The organism is Phenylobacterium sp. (genome assembly GCF_030679875.1).
Classification (GTDB): Bacteria; Pseudomonadota; Alphaproteobacteria; order Caulobacterales; family Caulobacteraceae; genus Phenylobacterium.
The window spans coordinates 207,804-221,492 of the sequence record NZ_JAUXSP010000019.1 but is presented as its reverse complement, the minus strand read 5'-3'; the positions used below and the strand labels follow the sequence as shown (position 1 = coordinate 221,492).

12 protein-coding genes and 1 pseudogene are annotated in these 13,689 nt (G+C 67.4%); 6 read left to right on the top strand and 7 right to left on the bottom strand.

The window, feature by feature from the left end:
* Nucleotides 1-11 precede the first annotated feature (11 nt).
* Nucleotides 12-944, bottom strand: coding sequence for an L-threonylcarbamoyladenylate synthase (locus tag Q8K84_RS12185; RefSeq protein WP_305282902.1), 933 nt, complete (start codon nucleotides 942-944; stop codon nucleotides 12-14).
* A gap of 131 nt (nucleotides 945-1,075) precedes the next feature.
* On the opposite strand from Q8K84_RS12185, the gene Q8K84_RS12180 reads away from it, so the two are divergent.
* Nucleotides 1,076-2,824, top strand: a complete 1,749-nt coding sequence (locus Q8K84_RS12180; protein WP_305282901.1) for an acyl-CoA dehydrogenase — start codon at nucleotides 1,076-1,078, stop codon at nucleotides 2,822-2,824.
* Between the two features lie 5 nt (nucleotides 2,825-2,829).
* Here the strand turns inward: Q8K84_RS12180 and Q8K84_RS12175 are convergent, their stop codons facing one another.
* The 3 genes from Q8K84_RS12175 to zigA are packed head-to-tail and all read right to left on the bottom strand — an operon-like array spanning nucleotide 2,830 to nucleotide 5,083.
* Nucleotides 2,830-3,477 carry a DUF3299 domain-containing protein gene (locus Q8K84_RS12175; protein WP_305282900.1) on the bottom strand — a complete coding sequence of 216 codons (648 nt, stop codon included), beginning with the start codon at nucleotides 3,475-3,477 and terminating at the stop codon, nucleotides 2,830-2,832.
* Nucleotides 3,461-3,835, bottom strand: coding sequence for a MerC domain-containing protein (locus tag Q8K84_RS12170; RefSeq protein ID WP_305282899.1), 375 nt, complete (start codon nucleotides 3,833-3,835; stop codon nucleotides 3,461-3,463). The genes Q8K84_RS12175 and Q8K84_RS12170 overlap by 17 nt, the downstream gene beginning before the upstream one ends.
* A gap of 30 nt (nucleotides 3,836-3,865) precedes the next feature.
* Nucleotides 3,866-5,083, bottom strand: a complete 1,218-nt coding sequence (zigA, locus tag Q8K84_RS12165; protein ID WP_305282898.1) for a zinc metallochaperone GTPase ZigA — start codon at nucleotides 5,081-5,083, stop codon at nucleotides 3,866-3,868.
* Nucleotides 5,084-5,264: 181 nt separating this feature from the next.
* Between zigA and Q8K84_RS12160 the strand changes: the two genes are divergently transcribed.
* Both Q8K84_RS12160 and Q8K84_RS12155 read left to right on the top strand, forming a co-directional pair.
* A complete protein-coding gene (locus Q8K84_RS12160) occupies nucleotides 5,265-6,290 on the top strand; it encodes a hypothetical protein (RefSeq protein ID WP_305282897.1) in 1,026 nt (341 codons plus the stop codon).
* A gap of 95 nt (nucleotides 6,291-6,385) precedes the next feature.
* A complete protein-coding gene (locus tag Q8K84_RS12155) occupies nucleotides 6,386-7,177 on the top strand; it encodes an EAL domain-containing protein (RefSeq protein ID WP_305282895.1) in 792 nt (263 codons plus the stop codon).
* Nucleotides 7,178-7,181: 4 nt separating this feature from the next.
* Here Q8K84_RS12155 and Q8K84_RS12150 read toward each other — a convergent pair whose 3' ends face one another.
* On the bottom strand, nucleotides 7,182-7,976 hold the full coding sequence (locus tag Q8K84_RS12150; protein WP_305282894.1) for a DUF2189 domain-containing protein: 795 nt from the start codon (nucleotides 7,974-7,976) through the stop codon (nucleotides 7,182-7,184).
* 241 nt (nucleotides 7,977-8,217) lie between these two features.
* Between Q8K84_RS12150 and Q8K84_RS12145 the strand changes: the two are divergent.
* A pseudogene (locus Q8K84_RS12145) lies at nucleotides 8,218-9,525 on the top strand (flavin-containing monooxygenase); the annotation flags it as partial.
* A 208-nt stretch (nucleotides 9,526-9,733) separates the two neighbouring features.
* Here Q8K84_RS12145 and Q8K84_RS12140 read toward each other — a convergent pair.
* Together Q8K84_RS12140 and Q8K84_RS12135 are read right to left on the bottom strand one after the other, a co-directional pair.
* Nucleotides 9,734-10,027, bottom strand: coding sequence for a hypothetical protein (locus Q8K84_RS12140; protein WP_305282893.1), 294 nt, complete (start codon nucleotides 10,025-10,027; stop codon nucleotides 9,734-9,736).
* A gap of 57 nt (nucleotides 10,028-10,084) precedes the next feature.
* Nucleotides 10,085-10,480, bottom strand: coding sequence for a hypothetical protein (locus Q8K84_RS12135; RefSeq protein ID WP_305282892.1), 396 nt, complete (start codon nucleotides 10,478-10,480; stop codon nucleotides 10,085-10,087).
* A 389-nt stretch (nucleotides 10,481-10,869) separates the two neighbouring features.
* Between Q8K84_RS12135 and ahpC the strand changes: the two genes are divergently transcribed.
* On the top strand, nucleotides 10,870-11,433 hold the full coding sequence (ahpC, locus tag Q8K84_RS12130; protein WP_305282891.1) for an alkyl hydroperoxide reductase subunit C: 564 nt from the start codon (nucleotides 10,870-10,872) through the stop codon (nucleotides 11,431-11,433).
* 263 nt (nucleotides 11,434-11,696) lie between these two features.
* The gene (ahpF, locus tag Q8K84_RS12125; protein ID WP_305282890.1) at nucleotides 11,697-13,283 is read left to right on the top strand and encodes an alkyl hydroperoxide reductase subunit F; all 1,587 of its coding nucleotides are present in this window, start codon (nucleotides 11,697-11,699) and stop codon (nucleotides 13,281-13,283) included.
* Nucleotides 13,284-13,689 lie beyond the last annotated feature (406 nt).

Genomic DNA, 13,689 nt, shown 5'->3' with positions numbered 1-13,689 from the left:
CCTCTCAAAGCCTAGCCGACAAAGCCCGCCGCCCGGCGCAGGCGATCTTCTATGGCCTCGCCCAGGCCGTGGCGGGGGATCGGCGCCACGGCGATGGCCCGCGGCGCGGTGCGGTCCGCCGCCCGCAGATAGGCGAACAGATGGGCCGCCGCCTCGGCCAGGTCGCCGGTCGGGCTGAGATTGAACACCCGCGGGCCTTCCGGCGCGCCGGGTCCAAAGGCCAGATAGGCCTCGTCCGGCTCTGGCGCGGTGACATCCAGGCGCACCGGCGCCTGGGGGGCGTAGTGGCGGGCCATGCGGCCAGGCGAGCGCCGCGCGTCATCCTCGGCCTCAGCCAGCGGGCCGATCACCGCCTCGATCTGCTCACGGGTCACCGCCCCGGGGCGCAGCAGCCGCGGGGCGTCCAGCAGGGCGACGACGGTGGACTCCAGGCCCACGGCGCAGGGCCCGCCGTCCAGGGCGGCCAGGGCGAAGACCCCGGTCTCCTCCAGGGCGTCTGCGAATGTGGTGGGGCTGGGTCGGCCTGAGCGGTTGGCCGACGGCGCCACCACCGGACGCCCCAGGGCGGCGATCACCGCCCGGGCGACGGGGTGGGCCGGGACGCGGATGGCGACGCTGTCGAGGCCCGCGCGCGCCAGATCACAGACCGCCTCGGTATCCGCCACCGGCAGGACCAGGGTCAGGGGACCAGGCCAGAAGGCCTCAGCCAGGGCGGAGGCGCGCGCATCAAACACCCCGACCCGCCGCCCCATGGCGATATCGGACACATGGGCGATCAGGGGATTGAACCGCGGCCGACCCTTGGCCTCGAACAGGGCGGCGACGGCCCGGGGATCGGCGGCGTCGGCGGCCAGTCCATAGACCGTCTCAGTGGGCAGGATGGCGAGCGCGCCGCTGGCCAGGGCCCGGGCGGCGCGAGAGGCGGCCTCATCGGCGTGCGTCATGGTCTCGGTTCCATCCTGAAATCGCGCCGGTGATAGCCGCAAAGTCCTGGGCTTGTCGCCTCGCGGCCCCGCAAGCCTTGGTGACGCCACGTCACCGGGCCTAAATAGCCCTGCCTCAACAGGAGCCGCCCATGACCTTTCGCGCCCCGGTCCGCGACATCGCCTTCGCCCTGCACGTCGCCGGCCACGGGGACCTTGTGGAAACGAGCTTCCCGGAGCTGGACGCCGACACGGTCGCGGCCGTGCTGGAGGCCGCCGGCGCCTTCACCACCGAGGTGCTGGCGCCGCTGAACTGGGCCGGCGATCAGGCCGGCGCCAGTCATGCGGACAACAAGGTCACCGCTGCGCCGGGCTTCGCCGAGGCCTATCGCGCGTTTGCGCAGCAGGGCTGGAACAGCCTGTCGGCCGACCCCGAACATGGGGGCCAGGGCCTGACCAAGGCCATGGAGCTGGCCGTCTTCGAGATGGTTCATGCCGCCAACATGGCGTTTGGTCTCTGCCCCATGCTGACCCAGGCGGCGATCGAGGCCCTGACCCTGCACGGGGATGAGCGCCAGAAGCGCCTGGTCCTGCCCAGGCTGGTCTCCGGCGAATGGACCGGCACCATGAACCTGACCGAGCCCCAGGCCGGCACCGACCTGGCGGCCCTGACCACCCGCGCCGAGCCGGACGGGAATGGCGGCTACAAGCTCTTTGGCCAGAAGATCTTCATCACCTGGGGCGACCACGACGCCGCCGACAATATCTGCCACCTGGTCCTGGCGAGGCTGCCCGACGCCCCGCCCGGGGTGAAGGGCATCTCGCTCTTCCTGGCCACCAAGCGGATCGTCCAAGACGACGGCTCCCTTGGCGAGGCCAACAGCCTGTGGCCGGCCTCCATCGAGCACAAGCTCGGCATCCATGCCTCGCCGACCTGCGTGATGATGTTCGAGGGCGCCCGGGCTGAACTGGTCGGCGAGCTGAACCAGGGTCTGGCCCACATGTTCGTCATGATGAACGCCGCCCGCCTGCAGGTCGGCGTCGAGGGCGTCGGCATCGCCGAGCGCGCCTTCCAGCAGGCCCTGGCCTACGCCCAGGACCGCACGCAAGGAAAGTCGGCCTGGACCGGCGCTTCGCCGGCCCCGATCTATGACCATCCTGACGTGCGCCGCACCCTGATGCTGATGAAGGCCAAGATCGAGGCGGCCCGGGGCATCTGCTTCATGACCGGCGTGCTGGCCGATCATGCGCGGCTGGCGCCGACCCCTGAGGCCCGGGCCAGCGCCAAGGCCCGCCAGGAACTGCTGACTCCCATCGCCAAGGCCTGGTCCACCGATGTGGGGGTCGAGGTGGCCTCCCTGGGCGTCCAGGTCCACGGGGGCATGGGCTTCATCGAGGAAACCGGCGCCGCCCAGCACTATCGCGACGCCCGGATCGGCCCGATCTATGAGGGCACGAACGGCATCCAGGCCCTGGACCTGGCCGGGCGCAAGCTCTCCATCGGCGAAGGCTCGGTGATGGACGCGCTTTGCGCCGAGATGGCCATGACCGCCGAGGCGCTCACCGAACGCCCGGACCTGACCGAGGCCGGCCGGCGCCTGGCGCAGGGGGTCGCCGCCCTGGAGGCCGCGACGGACTGGCTGCTGAAGAACCGTGGGACCCCGTCGGCTGCGGGCGCGACGCCCTATCTAAAGCTGGCCGGCGATGTGCTCGGCGGCTTCGTCCTGGCCCGTCAGGCCCTGGCCGCCGCGGGATCGGAGGATCCCTGGTTGCAGGCCCGCCTGCCCCTGCTGCGCCTCTATGCCGGCCAGGTCCTGGCCGGCGCCCCAGGCCTCGTGGCGGCGGTGACGCAAGGGGCTGAGGACCTGGAGGCGGTGAGCGCCGCGGCGCTGGCGGGCTGAGGCGATCAGAGGCCGCCGTCCACTTCCTGGACGACCCGGGCCGCGCCATTGTGGATCTGAAAGAACAGGCCCTTCTCACCGTTGTCGGTGAGCGCCAGAACCCCTTCGACTTCCACCAGATGGTAGCCGGCGCGGATCGGCTTATCGAGCCAGACCTCGATCACCTCATTGGGCTCGGCTGGGGGATGGTAGAAACAGACCGGCGTATAGGGCGAGATCAGAAAGCGCCGGGTCCGTTCGGCCATTTCCAGGGGGAGCATGAAGCCCTGGATCTTGAACGTCTTGCCCGCCAGGGCGCGGACCTCGGCCGGGTGCCGGGCGCGGAACAGCTGGGTGGGTTCATCGACCCAGACCGTCGTCTTGCGCAGCTTCGCCCACTGGGGGCCATCGGCGGTGGGCAAGGTCAGCTGCAGCGCCCGCTCGCTGGCCAGTTCTTCGACCATCGGCGACTGACCCGACTCAAACTCAGCCCACATCTCCGCGTTGGGAGCCGCCTCAGCGGTCACATCTGATTCTGTCGGTTCGCCAGCCTCTGCCGTTACAGCCGCGATCGGGGCCAGCGGGGCTGCATCTGGCGCCTCTGCCGGTCGCTCGCCGCAGGCTCCAAGCAGCAGCACGGCCAGGAGCAGGGCGGAGTCAGGTCGAATGCGCATGGGGCGGGACGGCGCGGCCTCTCCAGTTCACCAGATGACCGCCGGCCAGGGTCAATCCGCCGGCGACCGTCATCAGGGTCTCTGCGTCCGGATAGGACAGGGCTGTCGCCATCAGGGCAAGCCCCGTCGCCGCCAGAGCGATGGCCAGGGGGCGGCGGGGCCGCGTCAGGAGCAGGGCGCCCGCGGACAGGGGGGCGGCCAGCAGGACGAGGGTCAAGTGGACCCACTCGGCCTCGCTCCATACCCCCAGCAGGGGGGCGAAGGCGGCGGCGACCGGTAGGGCGAGGCAATGGATCAGGCACAGGCCAGAAAGACCGATGGCGGACCCATCGAGAAGGTGGGGGGTGGACAGCTTCATGGGAGACTCGATTTCGTCAGATCGCAGGGCTCAGGCGAGCGCGACTTCGGGCTGGGGCGCAGGCCCCCATTCCGGAAAGGGATCGGCCAGACGCTTCCAGGCGTCAGGGCCGCGTCGGGTCTCCTCCGGCGTCAGCAGCGCCGCGTCAAAGAGCGCCGTGAGGCCGGCCTGGTCCATGTCCTTGCCGATCAGAACAAGTTCCTGTCGGCGGTCCCCGTAGGGCGCGCGCCAGCGGCTGGAGATGGCCGCCCGGGTCTCCGCATCCTGGGGGCGACGCTCCGGCGGGATCGCCGCCCACCAATAGCCTCCCCATTCAAAGGTCATGGCGGCCCCGGCCTGGCTCCAGGCGCCGGCCTTGGACATCCGGGTCGCCATCCAGAGGAATCCCTTGGAGCGCCAGACGCCGGGCCATTCCTGATCCAGCAGCGCCTTCAGACGCTCGGGGTGGAAGGGCCGCCGGGCGCGGTAGACGAAGGTCGCCACGCCGTACTCCTCCGACTCCGAGGGCGCCCCGAACTCCAGGGCCTGGCGCCAGCCCGGGGCGGCGGCGGCCTTCTCCATGTCGAACAGGCCGGTATCAAGGATGTCGGCGAGCCGAACCTCGCCCCTCACGGCGCGGACGATCCGGGCGCTGGGATTTAGGGCCCGGCAGACCGCCTCCACCTCATCGGCGACGACGGCCTCGACGAGGTCGATCTTGCTCAGCACGATGACGTCGGCGAACTCCACCTGATCGACCAGCAGGTCGACGATGGAGCGGACATCGTCCTCCCCCAGGCTCTCGCCACGGTCGGCCAGGCGATCATAGCTGCCATAGTCACGGTGGAAGTTCAGCGCGTCGACCACCGTCACCATGGTGTCCAGACGGGTCACGTCGCGCAGGGAGTCGCCGCTCTCCTCCAGGAAATCGAAGGTGGCGGCCACCGGCATGGGCTCGGAAATGCCCGTGCTCTCGATCAGCAGGTAGTCAAAGCGTCCCTCGGCGGCCAGGCGGCGCACCTCGGCCAGCAAATCCTCCCGCAGGGTGCAGCAGATGCAGCCATTGCTCATCTCCACCAGCCGCTCCTCGGTGCGCGACAACTCGGCGCCGCCGTCGCGGACCAGCTCGGCGTCGATGTTCACCTCGCTCATGTCGTTGACGATCACGGCGACGCGGAGCCCCTCGCGATTGCGCAGGACGTGGTTCAGCAGGGTGGTCTTGCCCGCCCCCAGAAAGCCTGAGAGCACGGTCACCGGCAGTCGCGTCATGCGCCCGATCCTCTTGATGTTATACTATAACATCTACAAGGGGTGCAGGGCGGTCAAGCCGGTTCTTGAAACATTATAACACCAACATACCGTAGCGTAGAGACGAGACTCCCCAACCGCTGTTCGCCTATCATGGGCTCAGGCGCCTGGCGGAGTCCGGGCCAAGGGGAAAACAACAATCATGAAGACCAGACTGTTCACGCTCGCCGCCTTCGGGGCTCTGTTGGCTGGCCCGGCTGCGGCCCAGTCCGCCTGCGAGACGCCGCCCGTGGCTCGCTGTTCGGGCGCCGAATGCGCCACCTCGCCCGTCCTCGCCAATCTGGGCGATGTGACCGATCCCAAGACCGGCCGCAGCTTCTTCCTCGACATGCCCTGTGATCTGAAGCCGGGGGAAGAGGTGACCTTCATCCTCAACCTCCATGGCGCAGGCTCCATCGGAAACTGGCAGCGGCATTACTTCCCAGCCGCTGACTACAAGGATCAGCGCCGGCTGGTGATCGCCACCCCCACGGCGGCGACGGAGACCTCGATGTGGCCGGGGGGCGCGGCGGTGCGCCGCTGGGATGGCGAGGCCGACGACGCCCATCTGCAGAACATCACCGAGATGGTGTTCGAGAAGGTCGGCCTGGCCAATGTGGCGGCCTTCTGGCTCGCGGGCCACAGCCAGGGGGGCTTCACCTCCAGCCGGATCGTCTGCTCGGACTTCTTCAAGGACAAGGTCGACGGCTGGCTCAGCCTCTCGGGCGGCCGCATCGGCCAGGCGCCCTTCGTGGCGGCTTTCGGTCCGCCCCTGGCCGACGGCTCCCCGCCGCCCCCGCGGACGGCCATGCGCGGCGAGATGACCATCGCCTGCGACATCTCCCACATCTTCGCCATTGGCGAGCATGAGATCGAGTCCCTGCCCGACACCTCGCCCTGGGCTGAAAAATACGCCTGCGGACCCCGCGTCCGCCGGCCTGATGTGGTCGATGACCAGCCCGGCCACGTCTGGGACTATGCCCGCTCGACCTACAAGGTCTGGGGCTTGGCGGCCGCGCCCGGGACGGCGGAGATCTTCGCCTGGTCCGATTGCCAGGACGGCCGCGTCGTCGCCGACGTGGTGCGGATCAACAAAGGCCACACCGAGGGCCTGGAGCCCAAGGTCACCGAGGCCATCCTCGACCTGATCCAGTCGGCCCCCGGCGGCAAGGCGCGCCAGGGGATCTGAAGCGGTGGCCCCTGCGACCGGCTGTCGCGGGGGCCCTCCACCCTTGATTCAAACTTTCCCGGCAGGGTTGCGGCCTGTTTCTGGGATTCATTTGCATGACCATCAACGCGTCTGCCGCCGCCGTCCCCTGCCAGGGTTGCCGTGACGGCGCCGGCCTCGACTTCGACTTCTCCATGGCCTTCCAGCCGATCATGGACATGGAGACCGGCCAGCCCTTCGCCTATGAGGCCCTGGTGCGGGGTCCGGCCGGGGAATCGGCCTGGAGCGTGCTCTCCCAGGTCACCGAGGAAAACCGCTACGCCTTCGACCAGCAGTGCCGGGTCAAGGCCATCGAGACCGCCGTGCGAGCCGGCCTCTTGGACGGGCCTGCGCGGCTGTCGATCAACTTCCTGCCCAATGCGGTCTATTCGCCCAAGGCCTGTATCCGGCTGACCCTGGCCACCGCCAGCGCCGTGGCCCTGCCCTCCGAGCGGCTGATCTTCGAGTTCACCGAGAACGAGCAGATGGCCGACCCGACCCATGTGGCCAATATCGTCGCCAGCTATCAGCAGATGGGCTTTGGCACCGCCCTGGACGACTTCGGCGCCGGCCATGCGGGGCTGAACCTGCTGGCCCGCTTCCAGCCGGACATCATCAAGATCGACATGGAGCTGGTCCGCGGCCTGGACGAGAGCCTGCCCCGGCGGATCATTGTCGCCGGCATCGTGCGCATGTGCGCCGAACTCGGGATCAACGTCATCGCCGAGGGGATCGAGACCGAGGGCGAGCTGGCGGCCCTGCGCGCCATCGGCGTGCGCCATATCCAGGGCTATCTGCTGGCCCGGCCGGCCTTTGAGTCGCTACCCATCGTCCATCTGAGCGCCCCGCGCCTGGCGGCGACGGGCTGAGGCCTCAGGCCGGCTGGACGCCCAGGGGCGCGGGCTCAGGTTCGGCCACCAGGGCGCGATAGGCCCGCCAGCTGGACAGCCCCAGCCAGGGGAACACCACCACCAGGGCCAGGAAACCCGTCGCCGCGCTGGCCAGCAGCAGGCCCGCGATCAGGGCCGCCCACAGGATCATGGGCGCGGGATTGAGCGCCACGGTGCGGAAGCTGGTCAGGGTGGCGGCGAACACATTGGCCCGCGGATCCAGCAGCATCGGCGCCGAGACCACGATCAGGGTGAAGGTGAAGAAGGCGAAGACCCCGCCCACCACGGTCCCGGCCAGCAGCATGTTGTGCCCCTCAGCCGTGGTCAGGGCGAAGGTCGTGAACGCCTCGACCGTGTCGTACATCTGGTAGGTGGAAAGCCCGAACACGATCTGGGCGATCCGCCCCCAGAACAGATAGATCAGCAGAAGCGCCAGCCCCAGATAGGCCACGTCCTGGCGGAAGGCGGGCTTGACCAGGGCTACCTGGATGAGGCTCGGCGCCTCGCCGGCCTCCAGCCGCCGCCCGGCCTCATAGGGCCCCATGGCCAGGATCGGGGCGATGAAGACAAAGCCGAAGGTCAGGGTCAGGGCCCAGAAGGCCGCGTCCGACACATAGAGTCCGTAAAGCAGGCCAGAGCTCAGACCGGCGATCACCATGCCATAGGCCAGCATGGGGACCGGCGCCCGCATCAGGTCGGAAAATCCCTGGCCGAGCCAGAGAAACGGGTCGAACAGGCCCACGCGCCGCACGCCGGGCAATCCGCCATTGGCATCCATCGTCTCGCTCCCACGGTCCCAGCGGCTTTTCGCCGTCTCTGATGGTGAAGCTTAGCGCCTTCGCGCGCACCGTCACCCTCGGGCTTTCCCGGAGGGTCCTTGTCACCCACCTCCCTCATCCTGAGGTGCGAGCCAAGGCGAGCCTCGAAGGACGCGAAGGCCCCCCGGTTGCCGACCCTAGGGGAAGGGGCGCCATCCTCGCCCGCGGACGCCGAGGCGACATCGGCGCGGGAGGATGACCATGACGAGCCGCCCCACCGCCTGCATCATCGGCGCCGGCCCCTCGGGCTTCACCACGGCCAAGCGGCTGAAGGACGAGGGCATATCCTTCGACGTCTTCGAGATGTCCGACGACGTGGGCGGCAACTGGTACTTCAACAATCCCAACGGCATGTCGGCCTGCTACGAGAGCCTGCACATCGACACCTCGAAATGGCGCCTGGCCTTCGAGGACTATCCCGTGCCCGCCGACTGGCCAGACTTCCCCCACCACAGCCAGCTGCTGGCCTATTTCCGCGACTATGTGGACCACTTCGGCTTACGCCCGCACATCACCTTCAACACCGCCGTGACGAAGGCCGCCCGCACCGACGAAGGCGCCTGGGCCATCACGCTCTCGACCGGCGAGACCAGGACCTATGACGTCCTCTTCGTCGCCAACGGCCACCACTGGAACCCGCGCACGCCGGACTATCCCGGTCCGTTCTCAGGGGTGGCCATGCATGCGCACGCCTATCGCAGCCCGTTCGCGCCCGTGGACCTGCGCGGCAAGACCATCGTCGTGGTCGGCATGGGCAATTCGGCCATGGATATCGCCTCGGAGCTGTCGCAGAAGCCGATCGCCAAAACCCTGTGGGTGGCTGCGCGCCGGGGCGTCTGGGTGCTGCCCAAATACATGAACGGCAAGGTCGCCGACAAAGCCGCCATGCCCCACTGGATGCCGCGCAAGCTGGGCCTGCGCCTGGCCGCCAAACGCATCCGCAAGCTGGTGGGCAACATGGAGGACTATGGCCTGCCCAAGCCCGACCATGAGCCGCTCACCGCCCACCCCTCGGTCTCCGGCGAATTCCTCACCCGGGCCGGCTGCGGCGACATCAAGTTCAAGCCGAACATCGCGCAGCTGATGGGCGATCAGGTCCGCTTCGAGGACGGCAGCGTGGAGGCGGTCGACGTCATCATCTACGCCACGGGCTACAAGATCAGCTTCCCCTTCTTCGACGACCCGGACCTATTGCCGGACGCCGAGCACCGCTTCCCCCTGTTCAAGCGGATGATGAAGCCCGGCGTGCCCAACCTCTTCTTCATGGGCCTGGCCCAGCCCCTGCCGACCCTGGTCAACTTCGCCGAGCAGCAGGCCAAGCTGGCGGCCGCCTGCCTCACCGGCCGCTACGTCCCGCCGCCGCGCGCTGAGATGGAAGCCATCATCGCCAAGGACGAAGCCACCCACCTCGGCCACTTCTACAAGAGCCAGCGCCACACCATCCAGGTGGACTTCGGGGTCTACGTCCATGATCTGATGAAGGAGATCGGGCGGGGCGAGAGACGGGCGACACCGCTTGTAGAGGGTCGCACACCTGAAATCCGCCCATGACCTTCAGCTAAAAAGAACAATTGATGCCATAAAATCAACAGGCATCAATTCATGAAGCTCATTAGGTCTATACATAGCCGAATTTAAAGCCGCGAATTATCGCCGGTATCGAATAAAATCCACCGAACAAAGCGGGCAATAAATCCATTTATCTCTGTATTCTAAGCTATCTAACCGTCTTCTTTTCTTTGTGGACGCCGACGTATCTTACGCCATAGCGCGCAGCGAATTCCCGCCGCAACTTCGGAGTTAGCTTCTCGCGGGGCGTCGCCGCGACAAGCTTGCCGGTGATGCATCCGTATCGCTCGCCAACATAAGTCGGATAGCCATCAGGCCCGACCTCGGCGCAGCCAGGCGCACAAGCGGCATCTGCCGCATCCCAGTTGGGCTCGGCAGCGAAACTCGCACTGGAGGCCAGTAGCCCCACCCCGAGAACTACAGAAAGAACATTCTTTTTCATCAAAAGTCTCTCCAGAGAATTGGCGGGGGCGCCTAGGCTCACGGCGCCCCCGCGCGCTCAGTTGCGAATGGCGGCTTTGTTGTCCGGCGCAAGCCTGACCTGCGCGAGTGACTGCCTCACGCCCTTTGCCGTGGTCAGCTTCAGCCGTTGCCGCAGGTTCGTAATGGGGCCAGCTGAGGCGATAGCCAAACCGCAAGCGCAGTGTTGCATGCCATTGGTCTTTTTCGGATTACCGTTTGCGTCGGCTACGGCGCAGCAGTCAGCACCTGCTCCTTTGCAGGCCTTGTCCGCAGCGTCCCAAACAGCGTCGGCGAAGGCAGCACCGCCGCTGCCCAGCAAGACGACAGAAGCAACTATAAGCCCGATCTTTTTATTCACTTCCTGTTCCCCCCATTTTCGAATTGGCGCAGCAAAAATACAGATTGGCTGAGCCAGCGAGCCAGTATCGGCCACGACCGAATATCTGCCGATATCGCTATGAACACAATCTGAACGAATTTCTTTCCGGTTTCTGCCAAGAATGACGGCGATCGGCGCGTGAGGCCTTGTGGGCTAGTGGCTCAAATAGCCCACTCGCCCGATCGTCTGGTCTGCCCAACCAAAAGGGTGGGTGTTCACACGTTTGGTCGCAGGCGCCGAGAAGCCTCGACGTAGTAGTCGCTTGGAATCCAATTTCAGTCTGGGCTCGCTGGCATCGCTGCGAGGATGCTTCACTGGCCAGCCCCATCGACCCCCTCTATCGACCCCCCAGATAAAATCGATTTCTGCGATGCAGCATGCGGTGGTAGGAAGGCGGTGTTTCCTCCCCCTCCTATCCAAACCAACGCCCGGAGAGATCGCGCATGGCTTCCGTCAACACGTCCATTCTTCCCTTCACCGCCCAGGCCTATAAGGGCGGCAAGTTCGTCGAGGTCAGCGACACCGACCTGAAGGGCAAGTGGTCGGTGGTGTTCTTCTACCCGGCCGACTTCACCTTCGTCTGCCCGACCGAGCTTGAGGACCTGGCCGACAACTACGCGCAATTCCAGAAGCTGGGCGTGGAGATCTATTCGGTCTCGACCGACACCCACTTCTCGCACAAGGCCTGGCACGACTCCTCGCCGGCCATCGGCAAGATCGCCTACACCATGATCGGCGACCCCTCGGGCGTGGTCACCAACAACTTCGGCATGATGCGCGCGGGCCAGGGCCTGGCTGACCGCGGCACCTTCCTGATCGACCCGCAAGGCGTGATCCAGTTCATGGAAGTCACCGCCGAGGGCATCGGCCGCAACGCCATGGAGCTGCTGCGCAAGATCCGCGCGGCCCAGTACGTGGCCGCCCATCCGGGCGAAGTCTGCCCGGCCAAGTGGGAAGAAGGCGAAAAGACCCTGTCGCCCTCCCTCGACCTCGTCGGCAAGATCTAAGGGCGCGCCAAGCGCCCCCCCCCCGACGAACTGACCGGACGAACTGACCGGACGAACTGACGGAATAAGGGGCGTCGCCCCCCGCCATCTGGCCTTGCGGCTGGCAGGCGAGGGCGGCGCCCCCCACCGGCCCCGGCGTCCCCTGGACGCTGGGGGCCCCGCCGTCCCTATCCTTTGAAGACCTCTCTCGCCCTCCCCGCCTGCGGGGGTGCGCGCCGATCACGGCCCTGCGCGCTCTTGCTTAAAGACACCGGACCCGAGCCATGTTGGACGCCACGCTGAAGAGCCAGCTGCAGGGCTATCTGCAGAACGTGACCCAGCCGGTCGAGCTGGTCGCCTCGCTGGGCGACGGCCCCAAGGCCGCGGAGATGGGCGAACTGCTGGAAGACATCGTCTCGGTGTCGGGCGGCAAGGTCACCCTGCGCACCGACGGCGATGACGCCCGCAAGCCCTCCTTCGAGATCCGCCGCGCCGGAACCGATGTGGCCGTGACCTTCGCCGGCCTGCCCATGGGCCACGAATTCACCTCGCTGGTGCTGGCCCTGCTGCATGTGGGCGGCCATCCGCCCAAGGTCGACGCTGAGGCCATCGAACAGGTGAAGGCGCTCGACGGCGACTTCGTGTTCGAAACCTATTTCTCGCTGTCGTGCCAGAACTGCCCCGACGTGGTGCAGGCGCTGAACACCATGGCCGCGCTGAACCCGCGCATCCGCCACACCGCCATCGACGGCGGCTTGTTCCAGGCCGAGGTCGAGGCGCGCGGGATCATGGCCGTGCCGACCATCATGCTGAACGGCGTCGAGTTCGGTCAGGGCCGCATGACCCTGGAACAGGTGCTGGCCAAGCTCGACACCGGGGCGGCCGCCCGCGACGCCGCCAAGATCAAGGCCAAGGAGCCCTTCGAGGTGCTGGTCATCGGCGGCGGTCCGGCTGGCGCGGCCGCGGCCATCTATGCGGCGCGCAAGGGCATCCGCACCGGCGTCGCGGCCGAACGCTTCGGCGGCCAGGTGCTCGACACCATGGCCATCGAGAACCTGACCGGCACCCCGCACACCGAGGGCCCCAAGCTCGCCGCCGACCTGGAGCGCCATGTGCGCGACTATGAGGTCGACATCATGAACCTGCAGAAGGCCGCCAAGCTGATCCCGGCGTCTGAGACCGGCGGGCTGGTCGAGGTGGTGCTGGAGAACGGCGCGTCGCTTAAGTCGCGCACCGTCATCCTGGCGCCCGGCGCCCGCTGGCGGCAGATGAACGTGCCTGGCGAAGACAAGTATCGCAACAAGGGCGTGGCCTACTGCCCCCACTGCGACGGCCCCCTCTATAAGGGCAAGCGCGTGGCCGTGATCGGCGGCGGCAATTCCGGCGTCGAGGCCGCCATCGACCTGGCCGGCATCGTCGCCCACGTCACCCTGATCGAATACGACGGCAAGCTCCGCGCCGACGAGGTCCTGCAGCGCAAGCTGAAGAGCCTGAAGAATGTCGACGTGATCACCTCGGCCCTGACCACCGAGGTCATCGGCGACGGCGCCAAGGTCACGGCGCTGACCTATAACGACCGGGGCACGGGCGAGGGTCATACCGTCGAGCTGGACGGCATCTTCGTGCAGATCGGCCTGGTGCCCAACACCGAATGGCTGGCCGAGGGCGGGGTGGCCCTGTCCCAGCGCGGCGAGATCGAGGTCGACGCCAAGGGCCAGACCTCGGTGGCCGGGGTGTTCGCCGCCGGCGACGCCACGACGACGCCCTACAAGCAGATCGTCATCGCCATGGGCGAAGGCTCCCAGGCGGCGCTGTCGGCCTTCGACTACCTGATCCGCCTCGCCCCCGTGGAAGCCCGCCAGGCTGCCTAAGCGACCAGCGCCCCCGCGACGCCTCAGCCCCCCACCTCCCTCATCCTGAGGTGCGAGCGCCAGCGAGCCTCGAAGGACGCAACGCGCCCGCACTCTCCGTCACCCTCGGGCTTGACCCGAGGGTCCATGCACACCGCGGCCAGTCCCGTGTTCATGGATGGTCGGGTCAAGCCCGACCATGACGGCGTGAGCGAGACCCACCCCAACCCCACTCCCTCATCCTGGGGTGCGAGCGCCAGCGAGCCTCGAAGGACGCAGAGCGCCCCCCGACAAAAGGTCGCAGCAAAAAGCTTGGCCGGAGAGGTCTCGTTAACCTCCCCTCATTGATCATCATCGACAGTGCGATCACGGGCGTTGGATTCGGGATAGCCCATCCCAGCCGGCCCCCTTGGGCCACAGCCGAGCG

Bases quoted from the DNA above. Each gene is read 5' to 3' on its own strand.
- Q8K84_RS12185 (WP_305282902.1), bottom strand. From the start codon at position 944: ATGACGCACGCCGATGAGGCCGCCTCTCGCGCCGCCCGGGCCCTGGCC.
- Q8K84_RS12180 (WP_305282901.1), top strand. From the start codon at position 1,076: ATGACCTTTCGCGCCCCGGTCCGCGACATCGCCTTCGCCCTGCACGTC.
- Q8K84_RS12175 (WP_305282900.1), bottom strand. From the start codon at position 3,477: ATGCGCATTCGACCTGACTCCGCCCTGCTCCTGGCCGTGCTGCTGCTT.
- Q8K84_RS12170 (WP_305282899.1), bottom strand. From the start codon at position 3,835: ATGAAGCTGTCCACCCCCCACCTTCTCGATGGGTCCGCCATCGGTCTT.
- zigA (WP_305282898.1), bottom strand. From the start codon at position 5,083: ATGACGCGACTGCCGGTGACCGTGCTCTCAGGCTTTCTGGGGGCGGGC.
- Q8K84_RS12160 (WP_305282897.1), top strand. From the start codon at position 5,265: ATGAAGACCAGACTGTTCACGCTCGCCGCCTTCGGGGCTCTGTTGGCT.
- Q8K84_RS12155 (WP_305282895.1), top strand. From the start codon at position 6,386: ATGACCATCAACGCGTCTGCCGCCGCCGTCCCCTGCCAGGGTTGCCGT.
- Q8K84_RS12150 (WP_305282894.1), bottom strand. From the start codon at position 7,976: ATGGATGCCAATGGCGGATTGCCCGGCGTGCGGCGCGTGGGCCTGTTC.
- Q8K84_RS12140 (WP_305282893.1), bottom strand. From the start codon at position 10,027: ATGAAAAAGAATGTTCTTTCTGTAGTTCTCGGGGTGGGGCTACTGGCC.
- ahpC (WP_305282891.1), top strand. From the start codon at position 10,870: ATGGCTTCCGTCAACACGTCCATTCTTCCCTTCACCGCCCAGGCCTAT.
- ahpF (WP_305282890.1), top strand. From the start codon at position 11,697: ATGTTGGACGCCACGCTGAAGAGCCAGCTGCAGGGCTATCTGCAGAAC.